The following is a 24976-nucleotide window of genomic DNA, read 5'->3' as shown; positions in this document are numbered from 1 at the left end:
TGGAGAGGGAAGCTGCAGGCGGGGTCGCCACACATGGCCGCAAGCGGGCCGTCAGTTCCATTCTTTCGCTGAGATGCGCTGCACACCGCTGCAACCGAAAGTCGTTCGCGCGTCAATGGGTGCTGCTATGCTGCATCGCCTCACAGGAGATGTCACTCATGAAGACACGCACGCTCGTTGCCGCCCTCGCCGGGATCAGCCTCGCCTGGCCCGTCGCAGCCTTCGCCCAGGACGCACCGGTCGAGCAGCAGCTCGTCGATGCCATGAACAAGGTGTTCGGCGTCCACGCCGGCTTCCGCGCCAATCACGCCAAGGGCGTGGTGGTCGAGGGCAAGTTCAAGCCGTCGGCCGAGGCGGCGAGCCTGAGCCGGGCGTCGCTGTTCAGCGGCGGCGAGATCCCGGTGACGGTGCGGTTCTCGGATTCCACCGGCGTGCCGAACCTGCCCGACGGCTCCGACGACGCCAATCCGCATGGCATGGCGGTGAAGTTTCACCTCGCCGACGGCAGCGACATGGACCTCGTCATCAACTCGCTGAAATTCTTTCCCGTCTCGACCGGTGCGGAGCTGCGCGACCTGTTCCTGGCGATCGCCGACAGCGGGCCGGGCGCGGCCAAGCCGACCAGGCTCGAGCAGTTCATCGGCAGCCATCCGTCGGTGCCGGCCGCGCTCGGCACCATCGCGACGCCGGACAGCTTCGCCAACGAGGCGTATTTCGGCGTCAACGCCTTTATGCTCGTCAACAAGGCTGGCGCCAGGCAGGCGGTGCGCTGGCAGATGCTGCCGGAGAAGGTGGTGCATCTCGACAAGGCCGACGCCGCCAAGCGCGCGCCGGACTTCCTGATGACCGAGCTGCCGGCGCGGCTGAAGCAGGGGCCGGTCGCATTCCGCTTCATGGCGCAGCTCGCGGCCGCCGGCGACGACACCAAGGATCCCGCCAAGCCGTGGCCCGCCGATCGCAAGCTGGCCGCGCTCGGCACGCTGACGATCGACAAGGCGGTCGACGACAGCGACGCCGCGCAGAAGAAGCTCTTGTTCCTGCCGGGTCAGCTCACCGACGGCATCGAGGCCTCGGACGATCCGATGATCGACATCCGCAACGGCGCCTACGCCATCTCGTTCTCCCGGCGCAATCCCTGATCTCCCTCCACGCCGTGACGCAGGCTCGATTCGGATCCTGCGTCACGCCGCGCGCCGCCATGATCATGGCCGGGATCGGCCGCCGCCGAGGCGCGACACGCTTTCACCACGCTTGACCGATGATCGCCAAATCCTCGCGCCGGCTGCGCCACACCACGCGCATCATCGCGGCGAGCTGACGGCCGAATTGGCGCGCGCACGCCGCGTGATGTTGTGAGTTGCATGGGCCCGCGCGCCGCTTCGGGGGACGACACGTCGACGACGCAGCGTCGCAACTCGTGAGCCGACCGCGTCACGCGCGGCGATCAGTTCGCCGGCACGACTGACAGGCGCGGCGCGTTTCGTCCCTTCACACATGCTCTCCGCCGCATCTGCATCGGTGCGGGCCGCCGCGCGGAGGTGACGACGCGGCACGATGGTCGTTTGTCGCCAGCGTGGTTTTGCCGGAATCCTGCAGCGGCCTTGCAACACTCGGAGTCGAATTTTGCGCGCGGGAACGGCGCGACGCGCATTCCATCGCGCTGACATTTTTCCAATTAGTTCGCGACACATTCTGATCCTCCTGATGCGGCCGTCGTTGTTGCGGCATATGTTCAGGAGTTGTGAGTTCAATGCGTCGCGTATTTGGCGTGTGTCTTTGCCTATCGACTTTCGCGGGAAGTACGACATCGGTCTGGGCGACTGATCTCGCTCTGCCTCCTCCGCTCCCACCGCCCGACATCGTCGCCTACAGGTGGAGCGGCTGTCATGCCGGCGCCAATGGCGGCTATGCCTGGTCGCGTCAGCAGCAGACCTGGAGCCGCAGCGCCAATGCCGCCGCAGCGCCTGTCCCGGCGGTGTTGCAGCCCGCCGCGCCGCCGGCCGGCAATGCCGGCAATGCTCCGCCAGCGAACCCTCCGGCGGCCAATCCGCCGGTCGTCGCGAAGCCGGTGCCTACGCCGCCGAACACTCCGAACACTGGCGGCGGCAAGCCGCCATACAAGCCGCCGGTCTATGGTCAGCACGGCGACAAGGGATGGTGGCAGCCGTCGAACCATGATCACGGCGGCAAGGATCATGATGGGTGGCAGTACGGCCACAAGCATGGCAAGCCCGATCGTGATGATGGTCATTATTGGCCGCAATGGGGGACAAAGGACGGCGGCAGCAAGTACGCCGACCATGACTGGGGATGGCATGCGCCGTCCACCAAGGACAGCAACTACTCCTCCAAGGACAGCAACTATAAAGACGACAGGCACGCCGGCGAGGGCTGGTCGCAGCTGCATTCGAGCGGCTACGCCGACAGGCTGGCCTGGCTGCGCCACGACGATCACGAGCGGCCGGGCTATGGCTGGTCGTCACAGCCCGCCGCCGACAAGCACGAGGCCGAGCTCTGGAAGAGCCATGGCGGCAAGGACAATTGGGGCAAGGATAACTGGGGCAAGGACAATTGGTTCAAGAATGATTGGGCCAAGCATGACGGCAAGGATGACGGCAAGCATGACCATGGCGGTTACGCCTGGAAGCCGGTGCCGCCGCACAAGCCCGGCTGGCCGCCGAAGACCCCGCCCGCCAACAACAATGCCGGCCAGCCGCCACAGCAACCGCCGGTCCAAGGTAACAACAATCAAGGTAACAACAATCAGGGCAACAACCAGGCCAATAATGGCGGCGCTACGCCGCAGAACCCTGCGCCTGTCGCCGGTGCCGTCGCGCCGCTGCCACAGGCGGCGCTGCTGCAGACGCCGGCCAATGTCGCGAGCAATGGCGGCGACGTGATCGGCGGCGTGCAGCTCGGCTGCGACTATCAGATCGACCGATTCGTGCTCGGCATCCAGGCGATGGCCGATCTCGGCATCATCAACGCCTCCACCGCGGTGGCGCCGCAGCTGACCTTGAACGCGCGGACCAGCAATCTCTATACGGCGACCGTGCGGGCCGGCTATCTGGTGACCCCGGAGGTGCTGCTCTATGCGCGCGGCGGTGCGGCCTGGACGCGGACCAGCGTAACGGCGGTCAACGCCGCCAACGGTCAATCCGCAAGCGCGGCGTTCAACCGCAGCGGCTGGACGGTCGGCGCCGGCGTCGAATGGATGTTCGCCCGCAACTGGTCGGCCTTCGCCGAATATGATTATGCGGATTTCGGCACGGTGACGGGCAGGTTGCCGGGCGCGGCCGCGGTGACCGGCGGGCCCGATGTCGTCAGCCTGAACACCAAGATCCATACCGCGCTGGTCGGCGTGAACTACCGGTTCGAGATGCTCGCGCGCGCCGGCCGCTGAGGCCGCGTCCGTTTCGATCGAGAGAAGACGACAAGGCCGCCTGGGCTGGTGCAGGCGGCCTTTTCGTCACTTGTGCGGGCGGCCGGCGGTCTGGCGGCCGCCGGTGGTGATCGCCGATTCCGCGCCTGCTCAGCTCGCGCGGACGGAGACCAGGAACTTGCCGACCTCCTCCTTGAGACGGCCGCTGTCGCGCGACAGCAGCTTCGCCGCCGAGAGCACCTCGGAGGAGGCCGTCCCGGTCTGCGTCGCGCCGCGCTGGACATCGGTGATGTTCGACGAGACCTGCTGCGTGCCCTGGGCGGCCTGCTGAACGTTGCGCGAGATCTCCTGCGTCGCCGCCCCCTGTTCCTCGACGGCGGCGGCGATGGTGGCCGAGATCTCCGACAGCCGTTCGATGGTCTCGCTGATCTCGCGGATGGCGCCGACGGATTCCTGCGTCGCCGCCTGGATGCCCGCGATCTGCTGGCCGATGTCGCCGGTCGCCTTGGCGGTCTGCTCGGCGAGCGCCTTGACCTCGGTGGCGACCACGGCGAAGCCGCGTCCGGCATCGCCCGCCCGCGCCGCCTCGATCGTGGCGTTGAGCGCGAGCAGGTTGGTCTGGCCGGCGATCGTGTTGATGAGCTCGACGACGTCGCCGATCCGCGCCGCGGCCTTCGACAGCTCGCCGACCCGGCCGGTCGTGGTTCGCGCCTGGCTGACAGCCTCGTTGGCCATGCGGGCAGATTGCTGCACCTGACGGCTGATCTCGGTCACCGAGGAGGCCATCTCCTCGGTCGCCGAGGCCACCGACTGCACATTGGTCGACGCCTGCTCGGACGCCACCGCGACCGTCGTGGCCAGCGTCTCGGCCCGTTCCGCCGTCCGGCTCAGCGTTCCCGCCGACGTTTCCAGCGTGCTCGACGCCGCGGAAACGGTCTCGACGATGCCGCCGACGGAGGCTTCGAACTGATCGGCCATCACGTTCATGGCGCGGCGGCGCTCCGCGTCGGCGGTCGCCTGATCCTCCGCACGTTGCGCGATGCTGTGCTTCAGGTCGCCTTGCATGGCCTTCAGCGAGGTCGCGAGCGCGCCCACCTCGTCGGCCTGCTCGATCGTCAGGGTCTGGTTGAAATCGCCCTTGGCGATGCCGTCGGCGAATTCGGCGCAGTCGCGGATCGGACGGGCGATGCTGCGGGCGGCCACCGAAATGAGGAAGATCGCCAGCGCGGTGATCACCACGCCGACCCCGAGCTGCCAGACCGTGCTGGCGGTCGAACGGCCGCTGAGCGAGGCATCGAGCTGCCTGGCCGCGGCCAGCACCACGTCGCGCGGCTCGGAGATGACGACGGACCACGGCGTATCGGTGCGGCCGAACTGGATCGGCGCGTAGATATCGATGTTGGTCACGTTGGGATCGTCCTGAACCGCGCCTTTGCCGGCCCGCACGATCGCGGCGCTGTCACCCCAGTGCGGATCGGCGGCCGTGGCGGCCTTGCCGATGACGCTCTGATTGGCGCTGTTGGCGACGACGAGCCCGGTGTCGTTCAGGATCACGACCTTGCCCTTGCCGTCGAACAAGGAGGCGTTGATCTTCTCGGCGAGCTTCTGCACAAAGTCGAGATTGTAGTCGGCGCCGGCGAGACCGCGGAACTTGCCGTCGATCATCACCGGGACCGACATCGTGGCGAGAAACACCGGCTTGCCCTGAACGATATAGGGCAGCGGCCCGAGAATGTTCTCTTTCCCGGTCGTGCTCGGATTGATGTACCAGGCGCCCTTCACGAGGCCGTTCGGATGGCGTTCGCTGCTGTCATACTCGACCAGCGGCTGGACGGCGATGGCGCCGCCAGCGCTTCTCGTCCAATAGGGCAGGAAGCGGCCGGTCTGGTCGGACCCGAACTCCTTGCGCGCCTTGAACGCGGTATCGTTGCCATCGAGCGCATCAGGCTCCCACGCCGAATAGGTGCCGTTGAAGGCCGGGTTGAGCTCGAGCACGTGGCGCAGAACGGCGTTGAGCTGTGCGCGCCGGGCGCTGGCGGACGTCCCGCTCTTGTCGTCCGCCAGCACGGCGAACGAATGGGCCATGGTGCGTGCCGCGTCGAACCCGACCTCCAGCTCGGCCTTGATGACGTTGGCCTCGGCGGCCGCGCGGTTCATCAGGCTTTCTTTGGTCTGGCGATCGACCAGCTGCATCACCTCGTGATTGACGTATTGGTTCATGCTCTGGGTCGAGAACAGGGCGTAGCCGATCAGGATCACGCAGGTCAGTGCGAGGCACACGCCTGCAATAAGGGCGATCTTGGTCTGGATGGAGCGTATTGCCGCAAAGGATGTCAGGCGCATATTTCTCTCTCTCGGTGGCCATCGCACTGCCAAGCCTCGGCGGTGTGATGCGCGTGTGCGGGAACCATCCGGAATTCGAATTAACGGGGTTTAAGGAACCCGTCCTGGTTGCGGTCTCTGCGGCCGTTTCGGCCGCGAGAGTGTCGCAGCCCTGCGACACCCAGTAGTCTTCCGGGAAACGCAGAGATTGCTATCTTCCTATTAATGCACGCTAGGCGAGATGTAGCTGAACAATCCGGCGCGCACGGCGCAGCGAATCGATTCGTCGACGCTGCGCGCAGGTGCCGGCTTCGCGGCGTTCCTTGACGTCGATCAAATTGGGGTGCTGTATTCGCTCTAGCATGGCAACTAACGACCGTTTGGGAGAAGGCCAGGAGGAGGGACATGGGGCGCTCGCCCGAGAGTGCGCATGCCGACCGCGTGCTGGATACCGTTGTCAAAGGTGATCCCAGGAAGGCTGATCCAAAAGCTGATCCAAAGGACAAGGCCGAGCCCAACCACGACAGCAAAGACGACCCCAAGAACGCTCCGGCGGCGGCTGTGTCCGCGCTGGCGGCGTCATGGCGCCGCTCCGGCCAGCTGCATGCGCTCGATCCGGCCACCCACGCGCCATCCTGCCGCTTGACCGCGGCCGAAATCGCCGCCGCGCGCGAGCGGCTCGGACGCCTGCTCGCGATTGCCCAGGCCAGCCTCGAACGGCTGTTCCTTGCGGTCGGTGGGGTCGGCTGCTCGGTGCTGCTGGCGGATGCCGAGGGCATCGTGATCGACCGCCGCGGCGCCCGTGGCGACGACTCGACCTTCGAATCCTGGGGGCTGTGGACCGGCGCGGTATGGAGCGAGCGGCATGAGGGCACCAACGCGATCGGCACCTGCCTGGTCGAGAAACGGCCGCTCACCATCGATCGCGATCAGCATTACCTCGCCCGCAACACGCGGCTGTTCTGTACGACCGCGCCGATCTTCGACGAGCATGGCCAGCTCAAGGCGGCGCTCGATGTCTCGTCCTGTCGCGCCGATCTCACCGAAGGCTTCGGCCGCCTGATTGCGACCACGGTGGCGGACGCCGCGCGCATGATCGAGGCGGAGAATTTTCGTCAAGCCTTTCCTCATGCGCGCATCGTGCTGACGCCGGACAGCGAGCGCGAGATCAACTCGCTCCTCGCAGTCGACCGCAATGATCTGGTGATCGGTGCGACGCGGTCGGCGCGCCGTGCGCTCGGCCTGTCGGCATCGGCGTTGTCGCGTCCCGTTCCCGCCGGCGATCTCATCAAGGGCGCGCGTGCCGAAGGCGACGACATCGATGCGGCCGAACGCGCCGTGTTGAAGCGGGCGCTGGCGCGCGCCGGCGGCAACGTCTCGAAGGCCGCGAAGGAATTGGACCTGTCGCGCGCGACCCTGCACCGGAAGATGAAGCGGCTCGGACTCGAGCGGTGATCGCGCGAGGATCCGCAATTCGCCGCCGACCTGTCGCAGGACTGCGACACTTCAGCCGACCGGTTGATGACGCCCCCTGGTCTCCCGACACCGTTTGAAGGAGCCTCTCCTCAACGCCGTGTGCATCGGCGTGAATGGGAGAGACAAATGACCAAGGTTGACGTCCATGCGGCGCTCAAGCCGCCTTTCGCTGCGCGTTACGACAATTTCATCGGCGGCGCCTGGAAGGCCCCCAACGCCGGCAAATATTTCGACAACATCTCGCCGATCACCGGCCAGCCGGTGTGCCAGATCGCGCGCTCCGATGCGTCCGATATCGAGGCCGCGCTCGATGCCGCGCATGCGGCCAAGGATGGCTGGGCGCGCACCAGCGTCACCGAGCGGGCGCAGATCCTGAACAAGATCGCCGACCGCATGGAGGCCAATCTCGCCAAGCTCGCGCTGGCCGAGACCTGGGACAATGGCAAACCGATCCGCGAGACCACCGCGGCGGACATTCCGCTCGCGATCGATCATTTCCGCTATTTCGCCGGTGTCATCCGCGCCCAGGAGGGCTCGATCGCGGAGATCGATCACGACACCATCGCCTATCACTTCCACGAGCCGCTCGGCGTGGTCGGCCAGATCATCCCGTGGAATTTCCCGATCCTGATGGCGGCGTGGAAGCTTGCGCCGGCGCTCGCGGCGGGCAATTGCGTCGTGCTCAAGCCGGCCGAGCAGACCCCGGCCTCGATCCTGGTGCTGATGGATCTGATCGGCGATCTCCTGCCGGCGGGCGTGCTCAACGTCGTCAACGGCTTCGGGCTGGAGGCCGGCAAGCCGCTGGCGTCGTCGAACCGCATCGCCAAGATCGCCTTCACCGGCGAGACCTCGACGGGGCGGCTGATCATGCAATATGCCTCGCAGAACCTGATTCCGGTGACGCTCGAGCTCGGCGGCAAGTCGCCCAACATCTTCTTCAAGGACGTCTGCGCCGAGGACGATGATTTCTTCGACAAGGCGATCGAAGGCTTCGTGATGTTCGCGCTCAATCAGGGTGAGGTCTGTACCTGTCCGAGCCGCGCGCTGATCCATGAATCGATCTATGAGCGCTTCATGGAGCGCGCCTTGCAGCGCGTCGGTGCCATCGTGCAGGGCAGCCCGCTGGATCCGGCCACCATGATCGGCGCGCAGGCGTCTGCCGAGCAGCTCTCCAAGATCCTGTCCTATATCGAGATCGGCAGGAACGAAGGCGCGCAGCTCCTGATCGGCGGCGAGCGGAACGTGCTCGGCGGTGATCTTGCCGGCGGCTACTACGTCAAGCCGACGGTGTTCAGGGGCCACAACAAGATGCGCGTGTTCCAGGAGGAGATCTTCGGCCCGGTCGTGTCGGTCACCACCTTCAAGACCGAGGACGAGGCGCTGGCGATCGCCAACGACACGCTCTACGGCCTCGGTGCCGGCGTGTGGAGCCGCGACGCCAATACCTGCTACCGCTTCGGCCGCAACATTCAGGCCGGCCGCGTGTGGACCAACTGCTATCACGCCTATCCCGCTCATGCGGCGTTCGGCGGCTACAAGCAGTCGGGCGTGGGACGCGAAACCCACAAGGTGATGCTCGACCACTATCAGCAGACCAAGAACATGCTGGTCAGCTACAGCCCGAAGAAGCTCGGCTTCTTCTGACGGCTGGGGAAGGAGCCGGTCGGGCATGAGCGCCCCGGCCGGCTTCTTGCTTCTGAAGTCCGGTCATCCCGTCGCATGGGAGCGTTCCGAACGGCTTCACCGCCGCGGGGATCCCGCTCGACATGCCGTGACTGTCGGTCGCGTCAGTGCGCGCAACCTTCAATCCAATCGCGCCAGCAGCGCCGCGCGGGCCTCGGAGATGCGCCGATACAACTCGCTGCTGCCGCCGGCGTCGGGATGCGCTGATTTGGCGAGCCGGCGGAATGCGGTCTTGATGTCGGATGTCGTCAGGCTGCCTTGCAATGGCAGCTCGAGGATGGTGCGGAAGGCGACATCATCTTGGTTGCGTGTGAGCTGATCCAGCAAAGCGCTGCGCGCGGCCCGCGCCGCGATGCGCAGCTCATCCTGATCCTGGCGCCAGCGCTGCTGCGACATCACCAGACAGGCGCCGAACGCGATGCGGCCCTGTGTCTCCAACTCGTCGAGGCTGAACGGTCCGACGACGTCATAGGGCGGCGCGAGCGATACGCGCCGTCCGGCCGCGCCATCGATGACGGGGCCGAGCCGGACGCTGTCGACGATTCCGATCGACCCGTTCCAGATCACCCACTCCGCAGCGCTCGTCATGCTGCCGCTCTCGTTGATGGGGTCACCGGTCCGTAGGCCCGCTCCCATGGCCGGACCTGGCCTCGGCGGTAGCTTTCGAACACCGGGTCAGGCCGACGTGCGGGCCGGCTTCAGCGGACCGACATCGACCTGGATCTCATCGCCCGTGACCTGCAGCGGATAGGAATGCAGCGCATTGCGCACGAGATGGGTGACGCATTTGCCGCTTGCGCCGTCGAAGCCCCATTGATGGTGCGGGCAGGTGATGGTCTTGCCATCGAAGGTCGCCTCGGTCAGCGGCACGTCGGCATGCGGGCAGCGGCCCCGCCAAGCGGTGAGCTCGCCGCCCGCGGGCCAGAGCAGCAGCACGCTCTTCTTGCCGAGTTGATACAAACCCATGCCACCCTCGGAGATGGCGCTTGTCGGACAGATTGCGGTGAAAGCCATTCTGATCGCCTGCTGATGGGTGACGTCAGGCAGGGCCACGCAAGTTCCGGACCAGCGGAAACAGCGAAACGGGTCGCGCGCCTTGTCGCAAATGCGACAACTCCTGGGTCACGCTTGCCGCGAGCGGCGCGACCAGCTCACATGGTGGAGCAAAAAAACGCCGCCCGTGATGGGCGGCGTTCGCGATGCTATCAGCTGCTGCGCGGAGCAATTGCGTTGGCTACTCCTTCCGCTCCGAGGTCCAGCCCTTGTACTCGGCGACATTGTCGCGCGTGATCAGCTTGGAGGGCAGGAGCTCGACGGTCGAAGCGGGCTTCTGGCCGTTGAGGATGCTGACGCCGATCTGCACGGCGCGGCGGGCCATGAAGAATGGGTCCTGCGAGGCCGAGGCCCGGATCTGCGGCGAGGCCGGGTCCTTCAACGCGGTCTCGATGTCGGGAGCGCCGTCGACCGAGGTGATGATGATTCCGGAGCGCTGCTGCTGGCGCGCGGCGAGGTCGGTGCCGATGGCCTGCGGATCGTTGATGGCGAAGATCGCGTCGATCTTCGGGTAGCGCGTCAGATAGCCCTGCGCGACGGTGAGGCCGCCTTCGCGCGAGCCCTTGCCGTCCTGGTCGCTCGACAGCACCTTGATGCCGGGCGCCTTGGCGAACACGCTCTTGCAGCCATTGACGCGGTCGATCACGGCCGACACCTGCGGTCCGTTCTGGATGATCACGTCGCCTTTGCCGCCGAGCTTGTCGACGATGTACTGGCAGGAAATCTCGCCGGCCTGCACGTTGTTGGTCGTGACGGTGGCATCGGCGCCTTCGGCGGCGGTGTCGACCGCGACCACGAGGATGCCGGCCGCCTGCGCCTTCTTGATCGCGGGGCCGATGGCCTTGGGATCGCCGGGGTTGAGCAGGATCATGTCGACGCCCGCGGCGATGAAATTGTCGATCTGCGTGACCTGCTTGCCGAGGTCATATTCGAAGCCGACCGCGGTGATCTTGACGTTGGGATTGGTCTTCTTGGCCTCGAACTCCGCGCCCTTGGACAGGGCGACGAAGAACGGGTTGCCGAGCGAGCCGAGCGACACGCCGATCGATTTCAGCTCCTTGGCCGAGGACGGCGCGGAGCTCATGACAAGCGCCAGTGCGGCACCGGCGAGCGAAATGGACTTCAACATGGTGTTCCTCCCTGGTCCTTCTTCAATCCCTGCGCACGGTGGACCAGCAGCCGTGGAAGAAGCGTGAGGCGAGCGCCGGCGGCGGCCGCCGATGGATAACTCTCAGGTACGGGCCGAGCCCTGCAGGCGATAGCGGTCGAGCGCGACGGCGCCGATGATCACGAGCCCCTTGATGACGTATTGCCAGATGTCGGACACGCCGACCAAGATCAGCCCGTTCGACAGCACCGCGATGATCAGCGCGCCGACCAGGGTGCCCCAGATCGAGCCGATGCCGCCGACGAAGGAGGTGCCGCCGAGGATGACGGCGGTGATCGCGTCGAGCTCATAGGATTGGCCGAGCTGCAGGCCGTTTGCCGCATAGAGCCGGGCCGCCTGCATGCCGCCGCCGAGCCCGGCGAGCAGGCCGGACATGCCATAGACGAAGATCAATACCGCCCAGACCTTGATGCCGGCGAGCCGCGCCGCGCTCTCGTTGCCGCCCACCGCATAGATATGCACGCCGAGCACGGTGCGGCGGAGGATCAGCCAGGAGCCGAGGATCACCAACAGCGCGATCACCGACAGCCATGGGATCGAGACCACGCCGGGGATGAGCGTCAACGACGCATTGCCGATGAAGGCATAAGGAATCGATGGATTGAACACGGTGGTGTCGCTGCCCATCAGGCGGGCCAGACCGCGCACCGCCGTCAGCGAGCCCAGCGTCACGATGAAGGGCGGCAGCCGGAGCAGCGCGATCAGCGCGCCGTTGACGACGCCGAAGGCCAGCCCCGTCAGCACCGCGGCCGGCAGCCACAGCGTGCCGAGATCAGGCATCTTGGACAGCGTCAGGCCGGCCATGGCCGCGGCGGCCAGGATCGAGCCGACCGACAGATCGATGCCACCGGTCAGGATCACGAAGGTCATGCCGGCCGCGAGCACGGTGTTGACCGCGGCCTGCTGCAGCACGATGCCGAGATTCTGCCCGGTGAAGAAGCGGCCTTCGGACAGCATGTGGAAGCCGATGCACAGGATCAGCAGCACCGGCAGCATGCCGGCGGCACGGATCATCAGCCGCAGCCGCTGCTGCTTGCTGTCCGGCGCGGCCGGCAGGCCGCCTGCGGTCGCCGCCTTGGCTTGAGCGGGGCTGTTGTCAGGCATGGACGTGCTCCGTCCCGGTGGCCAGTGCCATGATGTCTTCCTGGGTGATGGGAGTTGTTGCGCTCTGTTGCAGCTCGCCGGCGAGTTGGCCGCAGCGCATCACCAGCACGCGGTCGCAGATGCCGAGAATCTCGGGCAGGTCGGAGGAGATCACCAGGATCGCGGTACCCGACTTGGCGAGATTGTCGATGATCGAATAGATCTCGGACTTGGCCCCGACGTCGACGCCGCGCGTCGGCTCGTCCAGGATCAGCACTTTCGGCGCGGTTGCGAGCAGGCGCGACAGCAGCACCTTCTGCTGGTTGCCGCCCGACAGGCCGCCGACAGTGACGCCCGGATTGGGCGCCCGGATGCCGAGCGCGCTGAACGCCTCGTCGGCCCGCAGGCGCGCTTTGTCGCGATCCAGAACGCCGCCGAGTCGCGCATCGCGCCCGATCACTGCGAGGTTGATGTTGTCGGCGCAGGACATGTCGAGGAACAGGCCGAGCGCCTTGCGGTCCTCGGTGAGATAGGCGATGCCGGCGTCAAGCGCGTCGCGCGGCGTCTCGATCTCGATCCGCTCGCCGTCGAGCGTGACATGGCCGGTCATCTTCGGCGTGGCGCCGATGATCAGATGAGCGAGCTCGGTGCGCCCGGCGCCGATCAGCCCGGCGAGGCCGACGACCTCGCCGGCATGCACGGTGAGCGAGCAGCCCTTGACGCGATGGCCGTCGCCGAGATCGACCGCGGTGAGCACCGGGCGGTCGCGCTTGGCATGCGGATCGTGATCCTTCTTGTAGAACGACGACACGTCGCGTCCGACCATCATGCGGACGATGCTGTCGGCGCGGATCTCCGGCTTATCCAGCGAGCCGACGAGGCGGCCGTCGCGCAGCACGGTGACGCGGTCGCCGAGCGCATAGACCTCGTCCATGCGGTGCGAGATATAGATGATCGCGAGCCCTTCGGCGCGCAGCTGGCGGATCAGCGCGAACAGTTTCTCGCTCTCGCCGGCCGAGAGCGATGTGGTCGGCTCGTCCATGATCAGGATCTTGGAGCGCGCATGCAGCGCGCGGGCGATCTCGACCAGCTGGCGCTGGCCCATCGACAGCTCGGCGACCAGCGTCGAGGCTGCAAAATCAGCACCCAGCCGCGTCAGGATCGGACCGACGCCCTCGCGCATCGCCCCGCGTGCCAACAGGCCCGATTGCGACACTTCGCGGCCGAGATAGATATTCTCCGCGACCGTCAAGTTTGGCGCCAGTGACAACTCCTGGTAGATGATGGAAATGCCCGCGGCGCGGCCGCCGAGCGGTCCCTCGATGCGCACCGGGTGCCCGTCGATCCGGATCTCGCCGCCCGGATCGGGCCGATAGGCGCCGGAGAGAATCTTCATGAGCGTGGATTTGCCGGCGCCGTTTTCGCCCATCAGAGCATGGACTTCACCGGCATAGACGGTCAGATCGACCTTCTGCAGGGCCTTGATGCCGAAGAATGATTTCGACACCCCGCGCATCTCGAGGATCGGACCGCTCATCGTGCCTCCCAACGCACGTCCACTTCATTGCCGCGGCTCGTTGATAGCAGGCGCGGGGGTCGGCATTAAACTAGAGGCTGTTGCCGAATACAATATCAAAGACAACGGGCTATCGCAGGTTGACGTGATCAGCTGTGGCGCTTGCGAACGGGGTTCAGTCCTGGCGCCGATAGAGCCGGCGCCACTGCGGCAGCCGCTCGGCATAGTCTGCCGAGAGCCTGTGATCCGGCGCGAAGCTCCGCACCCGCGCCGGCGGCGTGCACACGCTCGCGATCGTCTCGCCGGTGACCGCGAGGCGCGCGAGCCGCGCCGCACCAAAGGCTGCGCCGGTCTCGCCTTCGGCGAGCCGGTGAATCGGGATGTTCAGCACATTGGCCAGGATCGCAAGCCAGAGGTCGGAGCGCGAGCCGCCGCCGATCGCATCCGCTTCCGCGATCGCCAGGCCCGTATCGGTCAGCGCGTCGCGGCAATCGGCCAGCGCGAAGGCGATGCCTTCGAGCACGGCCTGTACGATCGCGCTGCGGTCGGTGGCATGGCTCAGCCCGTCGAGCAGTCCGCGCACATTGGCGTCGTCATGCGGCGTCCGCTCGCCGGCAAGATAGGGCAGGAAGCTGACCGGCGACGGCGCTGCGGGGCAGGCGCCGAGCGGCGCCAGCAGATCAGCCTCTGAGGCGCCGAGCAGTCGCGCGATCCAGGCAAGGCAGGAGGCGGCCGACAACATTGCGCCGGCCTGCAGCCACAGCGCCGGGACGGCATGACAGAAGGTGTGGACGACGCGATCCGGATTGGCGTTGACGGTCTCGACCGGCGTGATCACGGCGCCCGATGTGCCGAGCGTGATGAAGGTGGCGCCGGGCCGGATCGCGCCGATGCCGATCGCGCCCGCCGGATTGTCGCCGGCGCCTCCGGCGATGAGCGGGCGCTTCGTCATGCCCCAGCGCGCCGCGAGCTCCGGGCGCAGCCGGCCGGCCGGCGCGCAGCCTTCGACGAGGCGCGGCATCTGCGCGCGTGACAGGCCGGTCGCCGCGAGTCCCGCGTCCGACCAATCCCGCTTATGGACATCGAGCCACAGCGAGCCCGACGCGTCGGAAACGTCCTCGATCGCCTCGCCTGAAAGCACGAGCCGGACATAGGCCTTCGGCAGCAGCACGAGGTGGATGGCGTCGAAGATCGCCTTCTCGTGGTTCGCAATCCATACCAGCTTCGGGGCGGCGAAGCCGGGCATCGCCTTGTTGCCGGTGACCTGGCGCAACGCGGGCCAGCGCTGTTCCAGCACAGCGCATTCGGCCGCCGCGCGGCCGTCGTTCCAGAGGATGCAGGATCGCAGGGGCGTCATGCCGGCGTCGAGCAGCACCGGCCCGTGCATCTGGCCGGACAGGCCGATGCCGTCGACCTCGGCCAGTGCGCCGGCATGATCGGCCTTGAGCGCATCCAAGGTCGCGAACACCGCGGCGATCCATGCGCCGGGATCCTGCTCCGCCCAGCCGGCGCGGGGAGAGTCGATTGTCAGATTGTGGCTGCGGCTCGCGACCACGCGCTGGGCATCGTCGACAAGAATCGTCTTGACTGCCGACGTGCCGAGATCGATGCCGAGATACATGAGGTCTCACGCCCGCGTGCCGGGGGATGGAAGGGCGGGGAGCGATAGCAGAGTTCCGACGGCTTTGTCATCCGGGCACGCGTCGTTGCAACCTATGACAGACGAGATCATTCGAGGAGTTGAAGCATGCAGCCATCCGCCCCGCCGACCGTACGCGCGCCGCGCCTCGCCGGACATTACGCACTGGTGACCGGCGCCGCGCAAGGCATCGGTCGCGCGATTGCGGTGCGCTTTGCCGAGGAAGGCGCGCATGTCGCAATCAATTTCGGCGGGCCGTCGCCGTCGGGGGACGAGACCCTGGCCCTGGTGCAGGCGGCCTCGGCAGCCCATGGCCATGGAGCGCGCGATCACTTCACGGTGAAAGCCGATATCGGGGTCGAAGCCGACATCGCCGCGATGTTCGAGACGGTGCTCAAGCGCTGGCCGCAGCTCGACTGCCTCGTCAACAATGCCGGCTTCCAGCGGGAGTCGCCGAGCGAGGCCCTCGACGTCGCGACCTATCGGGCCATCCTCGAGGTGAACCTCAACGGCGCCGTGCTATGTGCACGCCATGCACTGGCGCATTTCGTTGCGCGCGGCGGCGGCAACATCATCAACACGTCGAGCGTGCACCAGATCATTCCGAAGCCCGGCTATCTCGCTTATTCGATCAGCAAGAGCGCGATGGCCGGACTGACCCGCACCTTGGCGCTGGAATTCGCCGGGCGCGGCATTCGCGTCAACTCCGTCGGCCCCGGTGCGGTCGACACGCCGATCAATGCGGCCTGGACCGGCGATCCCGTCAAGCGCGGCGTCGTCGAATCCCACATCCCGATGGGACGGGTCGCGAGCCCGGAGGAGATCGCCGGCGTGTTCGCCTTCCTGGCCTCGTCCGAGGCTAGCTACATCACGGGGCAGACGATCTATGCCTGCGGCGGGATCACGCTGTTCGGGGAATTCCGCGACAATTGGGCGAGCTGACCGCGCGGCATTGTCTCGTCCCGAGACAGCCGCGCGTCGGATCGCCACGCTGCGATTTGCGTTCTCTTAAGCAAGATCGCTGCATGGCAGCTCCTCGCAGTTGCAGCGAGGTTTCGTTAAGGCGCGGGTACGATAGTGCGCGCGTTGGCGAACGGAACTGTGATGCAACGATTGGACTCGGAAACTCGTCGCGAGCTGGCGCATCTGCTTTACAGCTCGATGCCGCTGGTCGGGACGATCTCGGCCGGGGCCGTCGTGATCGGGGCCGTGATGGCGTGGGTCGCCCGCGATCCGGGCTATGCCGCCATCACCATGGCGCTGTTGGTGATCGGCGTCTTCCGCGTCGTCAAGCTGTTGATGTTCGCAGCGCGTTTCGATCAGCTCGACGACGCCGACATCATCCGCTGGGAGCGTCTCTATGGCCTCGGCGCCGCCGCGTTCGGGCTTGCGGTCGGCGGCCTGTCGGCCCGCGCCTTTCAGATCGGCGACGGGCCCGGCATCTGGATGTGCTTCGGCCTGTCGATGTCATTCTGCGTCGGCATCGTCTCGCGCGTCAGTCCGTGGATCGTGATGAGTTCGTCCGCGGTGCTGCTGATTCCGACCGTGATCGCCTGTGTGCTGCAGCCGGAGCCGGTCTTTCGCATGGGCGCTGCAATGCTGGTGCTGTTCTGGATCACCCTGCGCGGCACATCCTACCGGCTCACCGCCGCGTTCACCGAGCGGATCGAGGCGCAGCAGGCGCTGCGCCGCCAGGCGCATCAGGATTTCCTCACCGGCCTGCCGAACCGGGCCGCCTTCATCGCGGCATTGCGCGGGCTCGATGGCCCCGCGGCGATCATCGCGATCGATCTCGACGGCTTCAAGAGCATCAATGACGCGTTCGGCCACCAGGCCGGCGACGAGCTGCTGTGCCAGGTCGGCGCGCGGCTGCGCCAATGCCTCGGTGACAGCGGCCTTGCGGCGCGGTTTGGCGGCGACGAATTCATGCTGCTGCTTCCGGTTGCGGCAGCGCAGCCGGGCCGCGATGCGGCCGGGGCATTGGCGCGCCGCGTTGTGAGCTCGCTCGCCGATCCATTTGTGCTGGCTGGAACCCGCGTGCAGATCGGCGCCAGCGCCGGCATTCTGCTCGCCGAGCATCGGACAGCAGAAACCGAGGCGCTGATCGACCAGGCCGATCGCGCGCTCTACGCCGCCAAACGGGCCGGCGGGCACCAATGGCGCTGGGCCGATGAGGAGCCCGCCGACACCGATTGGACGCGGGCTGACGACACCCCGGCGCTGGCGCCCGCGGTCTGAGCGCAGCGCCGGCGATGTTGCCGCCATCGCGGGGCAGGGAGCCGGCGTTCACGGGTCGCCTTGGCAAGTGCGCCGCCGCATCGTACTCCTGCCTGTAGCCTATCGAGAGAAGACAGGGGGAGGCCCATGCGGAGCGTCAGGATCGGCGCCGGCGCCGGCTATTCCGGCGACCGCATCGAGCCCGCGATCGAGCTCGCCGAGAGCGGCGCGCTGAACTATCTCGTGTTCGAATGCCTCGCCGAGCGCACCATCGCGCTGGCGCAGCAGGCGCGCATCAAGGATCCGAACGCCGGCTACGATCCGATGCTGGCGGCACGGATGCAGGCGGTGCTGCCGATCTGCCGGGCCAACACGATTCGCATCGTCACTAATATGGGCGCCGCGAATCCGACCGGTGCCGCCGAAGCGACGCGCGTGCTGGCCCGCAGGCTCGGCCTGACCGGGCTGAAGATCGCAGCCGTGACCGGTGACGATGTGCTGGCGCGGCTGAAGACGACGGATGTCGCGCTCGACACCGGCGACACGATGGCCGGGCTCGGCAACCGCGTCGTCTCGGCCAATGCCTATGTCGGGGCGCGCGCGATCGCCGAGGCGCTCGCGGCCGGCGCTGATGTCGTGATCACCGGGCGCGCCGCGGATCCGGCGCTGTTCCTCGGTCCGCTGATTCATGAGTTCGGCTGGGCGATGGATGATTGGGACCGGCTCGGCCAGGGCACGGTGGTCGGTCATCTGCTCGAATGCGCGGGTCAGATCACCGGCGGCTATTTTGCCGATCCCGGTGTGAAGGACGTTCCGGATCTCGCCCGGCTCGGCTTTCCGATCGGCGAGGTGCGCGAGGATGGCGAGCTGATCGTCACCAAGGTCGCCGGCTCCGGCGGTTGCGTCACCGCCGCGACCGTGAAGGAGCAACTGCTCTACGAGATCCACGATCCCGCGCAGTATATCCAGCCGGACGTGGTGGCGGATTTTTCCGAGGTCACCGTCGAAGAGCTTGGCCCTGACCGTGTCAAAGTGGTGGGCGGCCGTGGCAAGCCGAAAACCGGCTTGCTGAAGACCTCGGTCGGCTATCACGATTGCTATGTCGGGGAAGGCCAGATCTCCTATGCCGGCCCTGGCGCAGTCGCACGCGGCCGCCTCGCGCTCGACATCGTGCGCGAGCGGCTGGCGCTGACCGGCGTGCCGGTCAGCGAGTTGCGCTGTGACCTGATCGGCGTCAACGCGCTGCATGGCGATGGCCACGCGCAAGCCGGCGAACCCTACGAGGTCCGCATTCGGGTCGCTGGGCGCACCGCGACGATGGCTGATGCACTCAGGATCGGCAACGAGGTCGAGACGCTCTACACCAATGGTCCCGCCGGCGGTGGCGGGGCGTGGAAATCGGCCCGCGAGGTCATTGCTGTCGCATCCTGCCTGGTGGCCGAGGATGCGGCCGAGCCCCGCGTTGAGATGCTGGTGGTTTGAGTTTTCCGGGGCTTCACGGCCCGCATCGGCTCGCGCAAGCTGTGGCCATGCTGGTGAAGGCTCCGATCAGAAGCGAGAACTCATTCGATGTATGACCTCATTGTCGTCGGCGGCGGCTCCGCGGGAGCGGCGGTCGCAGCGCGTCTGTCCGAACAGCCGGAACGGCGCGTGCTGCTGCTGGAGGCCGGCGCCGACTGGCGCGCGGACGAGGTGCCATGGGAGATCGCGACGCCCAATCCGATCCCGATCATCCATGATCGGGCCTTCCAGGAGAAGTGGCAGTGGCCGCAGCTGATGTCGCGCCGGGTGGCAGGCCAGGAGATGCGGTTCTACTGGCGCGGCAAGGGGCTCGGCGGCAGCTCGATGATGAACGGCCAGATCGCGATCCGCGGTGTGGCCGAGGCGTTCGACCAATGGGCTGCCCAGGGCTGCACCGGATGGTCGGCGCGTGAGATCATGCCGCTGTTCTCCGTGATCGAGGACGACCTCACTTATGGCGATCGCGACGGGCACGGCCAGGGCGGTCCGCTGCCGGTCTATCGGGCGCCGGCGGACCAGTGGGGGCCGATCGACGGTGGCTTGCGCGATGCGGCGCTGGCGAGCGGCTATCCCTGGTGCGACGACCTCAACGGGCCCGATGGCGAGGGCGTCGCCTGCTATCCCATCAACAGCCGCAACGGCCGCCGCATCTCGACCAACGAAGCCTATCTGGAGCCGGCGCGAGGCCGTTCGAACCTGGAGATCCGCGGCGGCGCGCTGGTCGATCGTGTCCTGATCAGCGATGGCCGCGCGACCGGCGTGCGCGTGCTTCTCGACGGCGAGGGCGCCAGGGAGATCGCGGCGCGCGAGGTCGTGCTATGCGCCGGGGCCATCCACAGCCCGGCGATCCTGTTGCGTTCGGGCCTTGGACCCGCGGCCGAGCTGCGGCACATGGGCATCGCCGTGTTGCGCGATCTGCCGGTGGGACGGCACTTCTTCGATCATCCCTTGTTCCGCACCACTATCCAGCTGCGCGAGGCGCTGCGTCCGACCGACCGCGACACGCGCCACACCAATTGCTGCGTGACCTATTCGTCCGGCTTGGCCGAGGGCGGCAAGCGCGACATGATCCTGATCGCGTTCAACCACCGTGGCATCGGCGTGCCCGGCGCGATCGGCGCCGGCCTCTTCAACGCCTTCTCGCGCGGCACGCTGAAGCTCGCCTCGCCTGATCCCTCCATCGATCCGATCGTGGACGAGAATATGCTCGCCGATCCCCGCGACATCGCGCGGATGCGGGACGCGGTGAAGCGGCTGGCCGTGATCACGCAGCAGCCGGCGCTACAGGGTATCGCCGATTGGATCCGCCTCGGCGATACCGAACTCACGCTGCCGCAGGCGGCCGCGCTGCCGGATGCCGAGCTCGACGCGCTGCTGCGCCGGGTGACCGGCGATATTCAGCATGCCGCCGGCAGCTGTCGCATGAGCGGCTTCGCCGACGCCGATGGCGTCGTCAATCCCGACGGGACTGTCAAGGGGATCGGCGGCCTGCGCGTCGCCGACGCCTCGATCATGCCGGCCGATTGTCGTGCCAACACGCATTTCACCACGGTCGTGATCGGGGAAGCGATCGCGCGGATGATGCGGAAGAGGACGTAAGCCTCAGGCGATGGCGAAGCGAAGCCCGGCGCGGGCGCGCCCGCCGGAGATCGCGATCGGCGTGCCATCGGCGCGCCAGCACGCCGCACCGGTCAAGCCGTCGTCATCACCGAAGGCGATGGCATTCATGCCGCCGGCCACGATCGGTTCGCGCTTGATCGCATGGCCGCGTGCGGCGAGCTCCTGCGCCACGCTGTCCGAAAACGCCGGCTCGAGCTCGAGCTCGCCGCCTTGCGTCCACAGCCGCGGCGCCTCCACCGCTTCCTGCAAGGACATGCGGTGGTCGATGAGGTTCACCAGCGCCTGCAGCGCCGAAGGGAAGATGCGCAGACCGCCGGGCAGGCCGAGCGCGTAGCGCAAGCGCCCATCGCGTGTCGCCATCATCGGCGCCATCGAGGTGAAGACGCGTTTTCCGGGTGCAATCGACAACGCGCGGCCGGGATGCGGATCGAAATTATACATGTAGTTGTTGGCCGTCATGCCGGTGCCGGGGATCTGCACGCAGGCGCCGAACAGGCCGTTGATGGTCTGGGTCGAGGCGACCACATTGCCCTCGGCGTCCGCGACGGTGACATGCGTGGTGTTCGCGGATTCGGTCGGGGACAGCCCCGGACCGAAGTGTCTTGCCCGGCCGATCTCAATCTGGGCCCGCCGCTCGTCAGCATAGGTCTTCGATGTCAGGCGCTCGACCGGCACGTCGACGAACGCCGGATCGGCGGTGGCGACCGCGCGATCGGCAAAGGCGATCTTCAACGCTTCGGCGAGCAGATGCGCGGCATCGGCCGAGCCGAAGCCGAGCGCGCCGATATCGAAACCTTCGAGGATGTTGAGCATCTGCACGATGTGCACGCCGCCTGAGGAGGGGGGCGGCGGACCGATGATCTCATGGCCGCGATAGGTGCCGCGGACCGGCGCGCGCTCGATTACCTTGTAGGCGGCGAGGTCGGCCATGTCGATCAAGCCGCCGGACCGAGCCATATCGTCGGCCAGCGCGGCGCCGAGCGGCCCTTGATAGAGCGCGTCCGGCCCGTGCTCGGCGATCAGCCGCAGCGATGCGGCGTAGTCGGCCTGGATGACGCGCGTGCCGGCCCGCACCGGCTCGCCGCCGGGCAGGAACAGCGCCGACAGAGCAGGATCCCGCGCAAGGTCGGCGGCGACCAGCCGGACGCAGTCGTTGAGATACGCGCTCGCCACGAAGCCATGCTCGGCGAGCCGGATCGCCGGCGCCATCACCTCGGCGAGCGGCAACCGACCAAAGCGCGTCAGCGCCTCGCACCAGCCCTTCAGCGCGCCCGGCACGGCGACGGCGAGCGCGCCGACGACGTTGCGGCGGTCACGGGTTTCGCGCGCGAGCGCGATCTCGTCGGACACCGGGTCATACATCGCTGGCGTCGCGCGCAGCGGCGCCGTGCTCAGCCCATCGAGCACGATGTGGCGGCCATCGGCGAGGCGGATATGCGACAGGCCGCCGCCGAGCAGGCCGACCATCATCGGCTCGACCACCGTCAGCGCAAACAGCGCCGCCACGGCCGCGTCGATCGCATTGCCGCCGCGCATCAGCATCTCGGCACCGGCGCTCGAGGCGAGCGGATGGTTGGTCACCACCATGCCGCGCGAGCCTGTCGCCGGCTGCTTCTCGCAGGTGAAAGGGGCGATGCGCGGCGCGGGTGAATTCATCCTGATTCTCTTCTGTCGAACGGCGGCGGCCGGTGCCGATCATCCTGACCGATCCCACGCGCCGAGGAAAGAGCATCGCTGTCGGACCGAACTGATAGTTGCGCGCCATGCATGCAGTGGAGGGCATCGATCTGTCCTGTCGCGTTTTCATCACGGCGCATCTGTGTTAGGCCTGCGCGCAGTTCCACTTCGTGAGCCTGCTGACGGCATGTCCCATTATGATCTGATCATTCGCGGCGGTCGCGTGCTCGACCCCGAAACCAAGCTCGATGCGACGGCCGACGTCGCCGTCAAGGACGGGGCCATCGCTGCGGTCGGCGATATCGCAGGCGTCGCGGATCAGGTGATCGATGCGGCGGGGCTCGCCGTCGTGCCCGGCTTCATCGATCTGCACGCGCACGGCCAGTCGCTGCCCGCCGATCGCATGCAGGCCTTCGATGGCGTCACCACGACCTTGGAGCTCGAGATCGGCGTGATGCCGGTGGCGCGCTGGTACGATGAGCAGGAAGCGATCGGCCGCACACTGAATTACGGCGCGGCGGCGGGCTGGGTGTTTGCGCGCATCGCGACGATGACCACGCAGCAGACCGCATCGAGCATTGCCGGCATGGGCGAGGCGATGCGCGACAAGCGTTGGATCGAAGAGGTTGCGACGGCTGCGGAGACGGCCGAGATCGTCGAGCGCACGCGGCAGGGACTGGACCAGGGCGGCCTTGGCATCGCCTTCCCGAATGCCTACGCGCCCGGCACCGGCATCAAGGAATTGTCCGAGCTGTGCAGCCTGGCCGCGAGCCAGGATGTGCCGACCTATACCCACATCGCCTATATGTCCAACGTCGATCCGCGCAGCTCGGTCGATGCCTATACGCGGCTGATCGGGCTGGCCGGCTCGACCGGTGCCCACATGCATATCTGCCATTTTAACAGCACCAGCCTGCAGGATGTCGGGCGCTGTGCCGAGCTGGTCCGGACCGCGCAGGCGCAAGGCTTGAAGGTCACGGTCGAGGCCTATCCCTATGGCACCGGCTCGACGGTCGTCGGGGCTGATTTCTTCGCCGATCCCGCCTTTTGCCAGCGCATGGGCACCGGCTATGACGCTATCGAGATGGTGGCGGAGCGGCATCGTCTCGGCAGCCGCGATGAGTTGCTGCAGCGGCAGCAGACCGATCCCGGGGCGCTGGTGCTGATCCACTTCCTCGACGTCGCCGTCAATCCGCGCCATCGCGACCTGCTCGATGTCTCCGTGTTGTTTCCCGGCGGGGCCATCGCGTCGGACGCGATGCCGTGGATCCTGTCCAACGGCACCGACTACACCGGCGAAGCGTGGCCGCTGCCGGACGATGCGGTGTCGCATCCGCGCTCGTCGGCGACCTTCGTGAAGTTCCTGCGCGAATGGGTGCTGGACCGCCAGGCGGTACCGCTGCTCGACGGCCTCGCCAAATGCACGCTGATTCCGGCGCAGATCCTGGAGCGATCAACGCCGGCGATGCGGCGCAAGGGACGGCTGCAGGCGGGATGCGATGCGGACATCGCCGTGCTCGATCTGTCATCGTTGCGTGATCGTGCCGACTTCCTCAACATGAACCGGCCGTCGGAAGGCGTGAGACATCTGCTCGTCAATGGCCGCGCCGTGATCGCCGGCGGACACCTCGTCCGCGACGCACGACCGGGCCGGCCGGTGCGGCGGCCGGTCCTGTCATGATCGTCCCCGTTCTGCTGGTGGCCGGCGCGCTCGGCGCCGGCAAGACGACCTTGCTGAATCATCTGCTGGCCAATCCTGACGGCCGGCGCATCGCCGCCGTGGTCAACGATTTCGGCGCGGTCGATATCGACGCGCAACTGCTCGGGACCGTGACCGAGGAGGTGATCAGCCTGAAGAACGGCTGCATCTGCTGCTCATTGCAGGGCGACCTGCTGCGCACATTGTCGGCGGTGATCAAGCGCGATCCCGCGCCCGATGCGATCGTGATCGAGACCTCGGGCATCTCGGATCCGGCCGAGATCATCCGCAACCTGATGGATCCTGTGATCTTCAAGGTCGCGCCGCTGGAGACTGTGGTGACGCTGGTCGATCCGCAGCGGCTGCGCGACGCGCCGGAGCTGGAGCAGGATGCGCTGTGGCGCTCGCAGCTGCGCGCGGCCGATTTCGCATTGCTGACGAAGACCGATCTGCTCGACCGCGTGGCGCTGGACGAGGTCCGTGCCGTGGTCGGTCGGCACAAGCCGCAATCGGCGATCTTCGAGGTCGCGCACGGCATCGTGCCGCCCGATCTGCTGTTCAGCCGCGAGCTGCGCGCGCCCCGGGCTATGCCGCGGCAGATGCCGGTGATGTCCGAGCCGTTCGCAACGGTGACCTGGACCTCACGTGCACCGCTGTCGCTCGCTCGCTTTCAGCAGGTGATCGGGCAGCTGGCGGCGCGGACCCTGCGCATCAAGGGGCTCCTGCTGTTCACCGAGCATCCGGGGAAGCCGATCCTGTTTCAGTCGGTGGCGACGCGCGGCACGCTGGCGCCCGCGCCGCTGCCGCCGGCCGACGGACTGACGGCGCAACTGGTGCTGATTGGGCGCGAGGGGGAGATTGCCGCAGATCAGATTGATGCGGTGATGCGCGGCATCGAGATGTCATAGCACCGGCAAGGC

18 protein-coding genes are annotated in these 24976 nt (G+C 67.1%); 10 read left to right on the top strand and 8 right to left on the bottom strand.

Annotated elements, in window-relative coordinates:
- Positions 1–158 precede the first annotated feature (158 nt).
- Complete coding sequence (locus BBTA_RS31475; protein WP_012046553.1) at positions 159–1139, top strand: catalase family peroxidase; 981 nt, start codon at positions 159–161, stop codon at positions 1137–1139.
- A 611-nt stretch (positions 1140–1750) separates the two neighbouring features.
- A complete protein-coding gene (locus BBTA_RS31470) occupies positions 1751–3403 on the top strand; it encodes an outer membrane protein (RefSeq protein WP_012046552.1) in 1653 nt (550 codons plus the stop codon).
- A gap of 129 nt (positions 3404–3532) precedes the next feature.
- Here BBTA_RS31470 and BBTA_RS31465 read toward each other — a convergent pair whose 3' ends face one another.
- The gene (locus BBTA_RS31465; protein ID WP_041751008.1) at positions 3533–5725 is read right to left on the bottom strand and encodes a methyl-accepting chemotaxis protein; all 2193 of its coding nucleotides are present in this window, start codon (positions 5723–5725) and stop codon (positions 3533–3535) included.
- A gap of 384 nt (positions 5726–6109) precedes the next feature.
- Here BBTA_RS31465 and BBTA_RS31460 point away from each other — a divergent pair, with 384 nt between their 5' ends.
- A complete protein-coding gene (locus tag BBTA_RS31460; protein WP_012046550.1) occupies positions 6110–7159 on the top strand; it encodes a helix-turn-helix domain-containing protein in 1050 nt (349 codons plus the stop codon).
- A 147-nt stretch (positions 7160–7306) separates the two neighbouring features.
- Entirely contained in the window at positions 7307–8824 is a 1518-nt protein-coding gene (gene adh, locus BBTA_RS31455; RefSeq protein WP_041751007.1) for an aldehyde dehydrogenase, read from the top strand.
- A gap of 159 nt (positions 8825–8983) precedes the next feature.
- On the opposite strand, the gene BBTA_RS31450 is transcribed toward adh, so the two are convergent.
- From BBTA_RS31450 to xylB, 6 genes are all read right to left on the bottom strand, one after another.
- A complete protein-coding gene (locus BBTA_RS31450; protein ID WP_041751006.1) occupies positions 8984–9451 on the bottom strand; it encodes a molecular chaperone DnaJ in 468 nt (155 codons plus the stop codon).
- A gap of 87 nt (positions 9452–9538) precedes the next feature.
- Positions 9539–9877 carry a Rieske 2Fe-2S domain-containing protein gene (locus BBTA_RS31445; RefSeq protein WP_041751005.1) on the bottom strand — a complete coding sequence of 113 codons (339 nt, stop codon included), beginning with the start codon at positions 9875–9877 and terminating at the stop codon, positions 9539–9541.
- A gap of 220 nt (positions 9878–10097) precedes the next feature.
- On the bottom strand, positions 10098–11045 hold the full coding sequence (locus tag BBTA_RS31440; RefSeq protein ID WP_012046546.1) for an ABC transporter substrate-binding protein: 948 nt from the start codon (positions 11043–11045) through the stop codon (positions 10098–10100).
- Between the two features lie 102 nt (positions 11046–11147).
- Positions 11148–12188 carry a ribose ABC transporter permease gene (locus BBTA_RS31435; protein WP_012046545.1) on the bottom strand — a complete coding sequence of 347 codons (1041 nt, stop codon included), beginning with the start codon at positions 12186–12188 and terminating at the stop codon, positions 11148–11150.
- Positions 12181–13704, bottom strand: coding sequence for a sugar ABC transporter ATP-binding protein (locus BBTA_RS31430; RefSeq protein WP_012046544.1), 1524 nt, complete (start codon positions 13702–13704; stop codon positions 12181–12183). The genes BBTA_RS31435 and BBTA_RS31430 overlap by 8 nt, the downstream gene beginning before the upstream one ends.
- Positions 13705–13858: 154 nt before the next feature.
- Positions 13859–15304, bottom strand: coding sequence for a xylulokinase (xylB, locus tag BBTA_RS31425; RefSeq protein WP_012046543.1), 1446 nt, complete (start codon positions 15302–15304; stop codon positions 13859–13861).
- A gap of 126 nt (positions 15305–15430) precedes the next feature.
- Here xylB and BBTA_RS31420 point away from each other — a divergent pair, with 126 nt between their 5' ends.
- From BBTA_RS31420 to BBTA_RS31405, 4 genes are all read left to right on the top strand, one after another.
- Positions 15431–16264, top strand: coding sequence for an SDR family oxidoreductase (locus BBTA_RS31420; protein WP_012046542.1), 834 nt, complete (start codon positions 15431–15433; stop codon positions 16262–16264).
- 162 nt (positions 16265–16426) lie between these two features.
- Positions 16427–17560, top strand: coding sequence for a GGDEF domain-containing protein (locus tag BBTA_RS31415; RefSeq protein ID WP_012046541.1), 1134 nt, complete (start codon positions 16427–16429; stop codon positions 17558–17560).
- A 126-nt stretch (positions 17561–17686) separates the two neighbouring features.
- Positions 17687–19021: an acyclic terpene utilization AtuA family protein gene (locus tag BBTA_RS31410; protein ID WP_012046540.1), complete on the top strand. Its 1335-nt coding sequence runs from the start codon at positions 17687–17689 to the stop codon at positions 19019–19021.
- Between the two features lie 87 nt (positions 19022–19108).
- Positions 19109–20659, top strand: coding sequence for a GMC family oxidoreductase (locus BBTA_RS31405; RefSeq protein ID WP_012046539.1), 1551 nt, complete (start codon positions 19109–19111; stop codon positions 20657–20659).
- Between the two features lie 3 nt (positions 20660–20662).
- Here the strand turns inward: BBTA_RS31405 and ggt are convergent, their stop codons facing one another.
- Positions 20663–22336 (bottom strand): gamma-glutamyltransferase, encoded by a 1674-nt coding sequence (gene ggt, locus BBTA_RS31400; protein WP_012046538.1) that lies wholly within the window; start codon positions 22334–22336, stop codon positions 20663–20665.
- Positions 22337–22544: 208 nt separating this feature from the next.
- Between ggt and BBTA_RS31395 the strand changes: the two genes are divergently transcribed.
- Both BBTA_RS31395 and BBTA_RS31390 read left to right on the top strand, forming a co-directional pair.
- The gene (locus BBTA_RS31395) at positions 22545–24038 is read left to right on the top strand and encodes an amidohydrolase family protein (RefSeq protein ID WP_012046537.1); all 1494 of its coding nucleotides are present in this window, start codon (positions 22545–22547) and stop codon (positions 24036–24038) included.
- Positions 24035–24964 (top strand): GTP-binding protein, encoded by a 930-nt coding sequence (locus BBTA_RS31390; protein WP_012046536.1) that lies wholly within the window; start codon positions 24035–24037, stop codon positions 24962–24964. Before BBTA_RS31395 ends, BBTA_RS31390 begins: the two co-directional genes overlap by 4 nt.
- Positions 24965–24976: the final 12 nt, after the last annotated feature.

The sequence above is a fragment of the Bradyrhizobium sp. BTAi1 genome, from assembly GCF_000015165.1.
Lineage (GTDB): Bacteria > Pseudomonadota > Alphaproteobacteria > Rhizobiales > Xanthobacteraceae > Bradyrhizobium > Bradyrhizobium denitrificans.
Note: the sequence above shows the minus strand (reverse complement) of the source record. Positions and strands in the feature narration are given on the sequence as shown.

Coding starts and splice junctions, on each gene's coding strand:
- BBTA_RS31470 (WP_012046552.1), top strand. CDS start 1,751: ATGCGTCGCGTATTTGGCGTGTGTCTTTGCCTATCGACTTTCGCGGGA.
- BBTA_RS31390 (WP_012046536.1), top strand. CDS start 24,035: ATGATCGTCCCCGTTCTGCTGGTGGCCGGCGCGCTCGGCGCCGGCAAG.
- BBTA_RS31410 (WP_012046540.1), top strand. CDS start 17,687: ATGCGGAGCGTCAGGATCGGCGCCGGCGCCGGCTATTCCGGCGACCGC.
- BBTA_RS31465 (WP_041751008.1), bottom strand. CDS start 5,725: ATGCGCCTGACATCCTTTGCGGCAATACGCTCCATCCAGACCAAGATC.
- BBTA_RS31450 (WP_041751006.1), bottom strand. CDS start 9,451: ATGACGAGCGCTGCGGAGTGGGTGATCTGGAACGGGTCGATCGGAATC.
- BBTA_RS31420 (WP_012046542.1), top strand. CDS start 15,431: ATGCAGCCATCCGCCCCGCCGACCGTACGCGCGCCGCGCCTCGCCGGA.
- BBTA_RS31475 (WP_012046553.1), top strand. CDS start 159: ATGAAGACACGCACGCTCGTTGCCGCCCTCGCCGGGATCAGCCTCGCC.
- BBTA_RS31415 (WP_012046541.1), top strand. CDS start 16,427: ATGCAACGATTGGACTCGGAAACTCGTCGCGAGCTGGCGCATCTGCTT.
- BBTA_RS31435 (WP_012046545.1), bottom strand. CDS start 12,188: ATGCCTGACAACAGCCCCGCTCAAGCCAAGGCGGCGACCGCAGGCGGC.
- xylB (WP_012046543.1), bottom strand. CDS start 15,304: ATGTATCTCGGCATCGATCTCGGCACGTCGGCAGTCAAGACGATTCTT.
- BBTA_RS31460 (WP_012046550.1), top strand. CDS start 6,110: ATGGGGCGCTCGCCCGAGAGTGCGCATGCCGACCGCGTGCTGGATACC.
- BBTA_RS31395 (WP_012046537.1), top strand. CDS start 22,545: ATGTCCCATTATGATCTGATCATTCGCGGCGGTCGCGTGCTCGACCCC.
- BBTA_RS31430 (WP_012046544.1), bottom strand. CDS start 13,704: ATGAGCGGTCCGATCCTCGAGATGCGCGGGGTGTCGAAATCATTCTTC.
- BBTA_RS31445 (WP_041751005.1), bottom strand. CDS start 9,877: ATGGCTTTCACCGCAATCTGTCCGACAAGCGCCATCTCCGAGGGTGGC.
- adh (WP_041751007.1), top strand. CDS start 7,307: ATGACCAAGGTTGACGTCCATGCGGCGCTCAAGCCGCCTTTCGCTGCG.
- ggt (WP_012046538.1), bottom strand. CDS start 22,336: ATGAATTCACCCGCGCCGCGCATCGCCCCTTTCACCTGCGAGAAGCAG.
- BBTA_RS31440 (WP_012046546.1), bottom strand. CDS start 11,045: ATGTTGAAGTCCATTTCGCTCGCCGGTGCCGCACTGGCGCTTGTCATG.
- BBTA_RS31405 (WP_012046539.1), top strand. CDS start 19,109: ATGTATGACCTCATTGTCGTCGGCGGCGGCTCCGCGGGAGCGGCGGTC.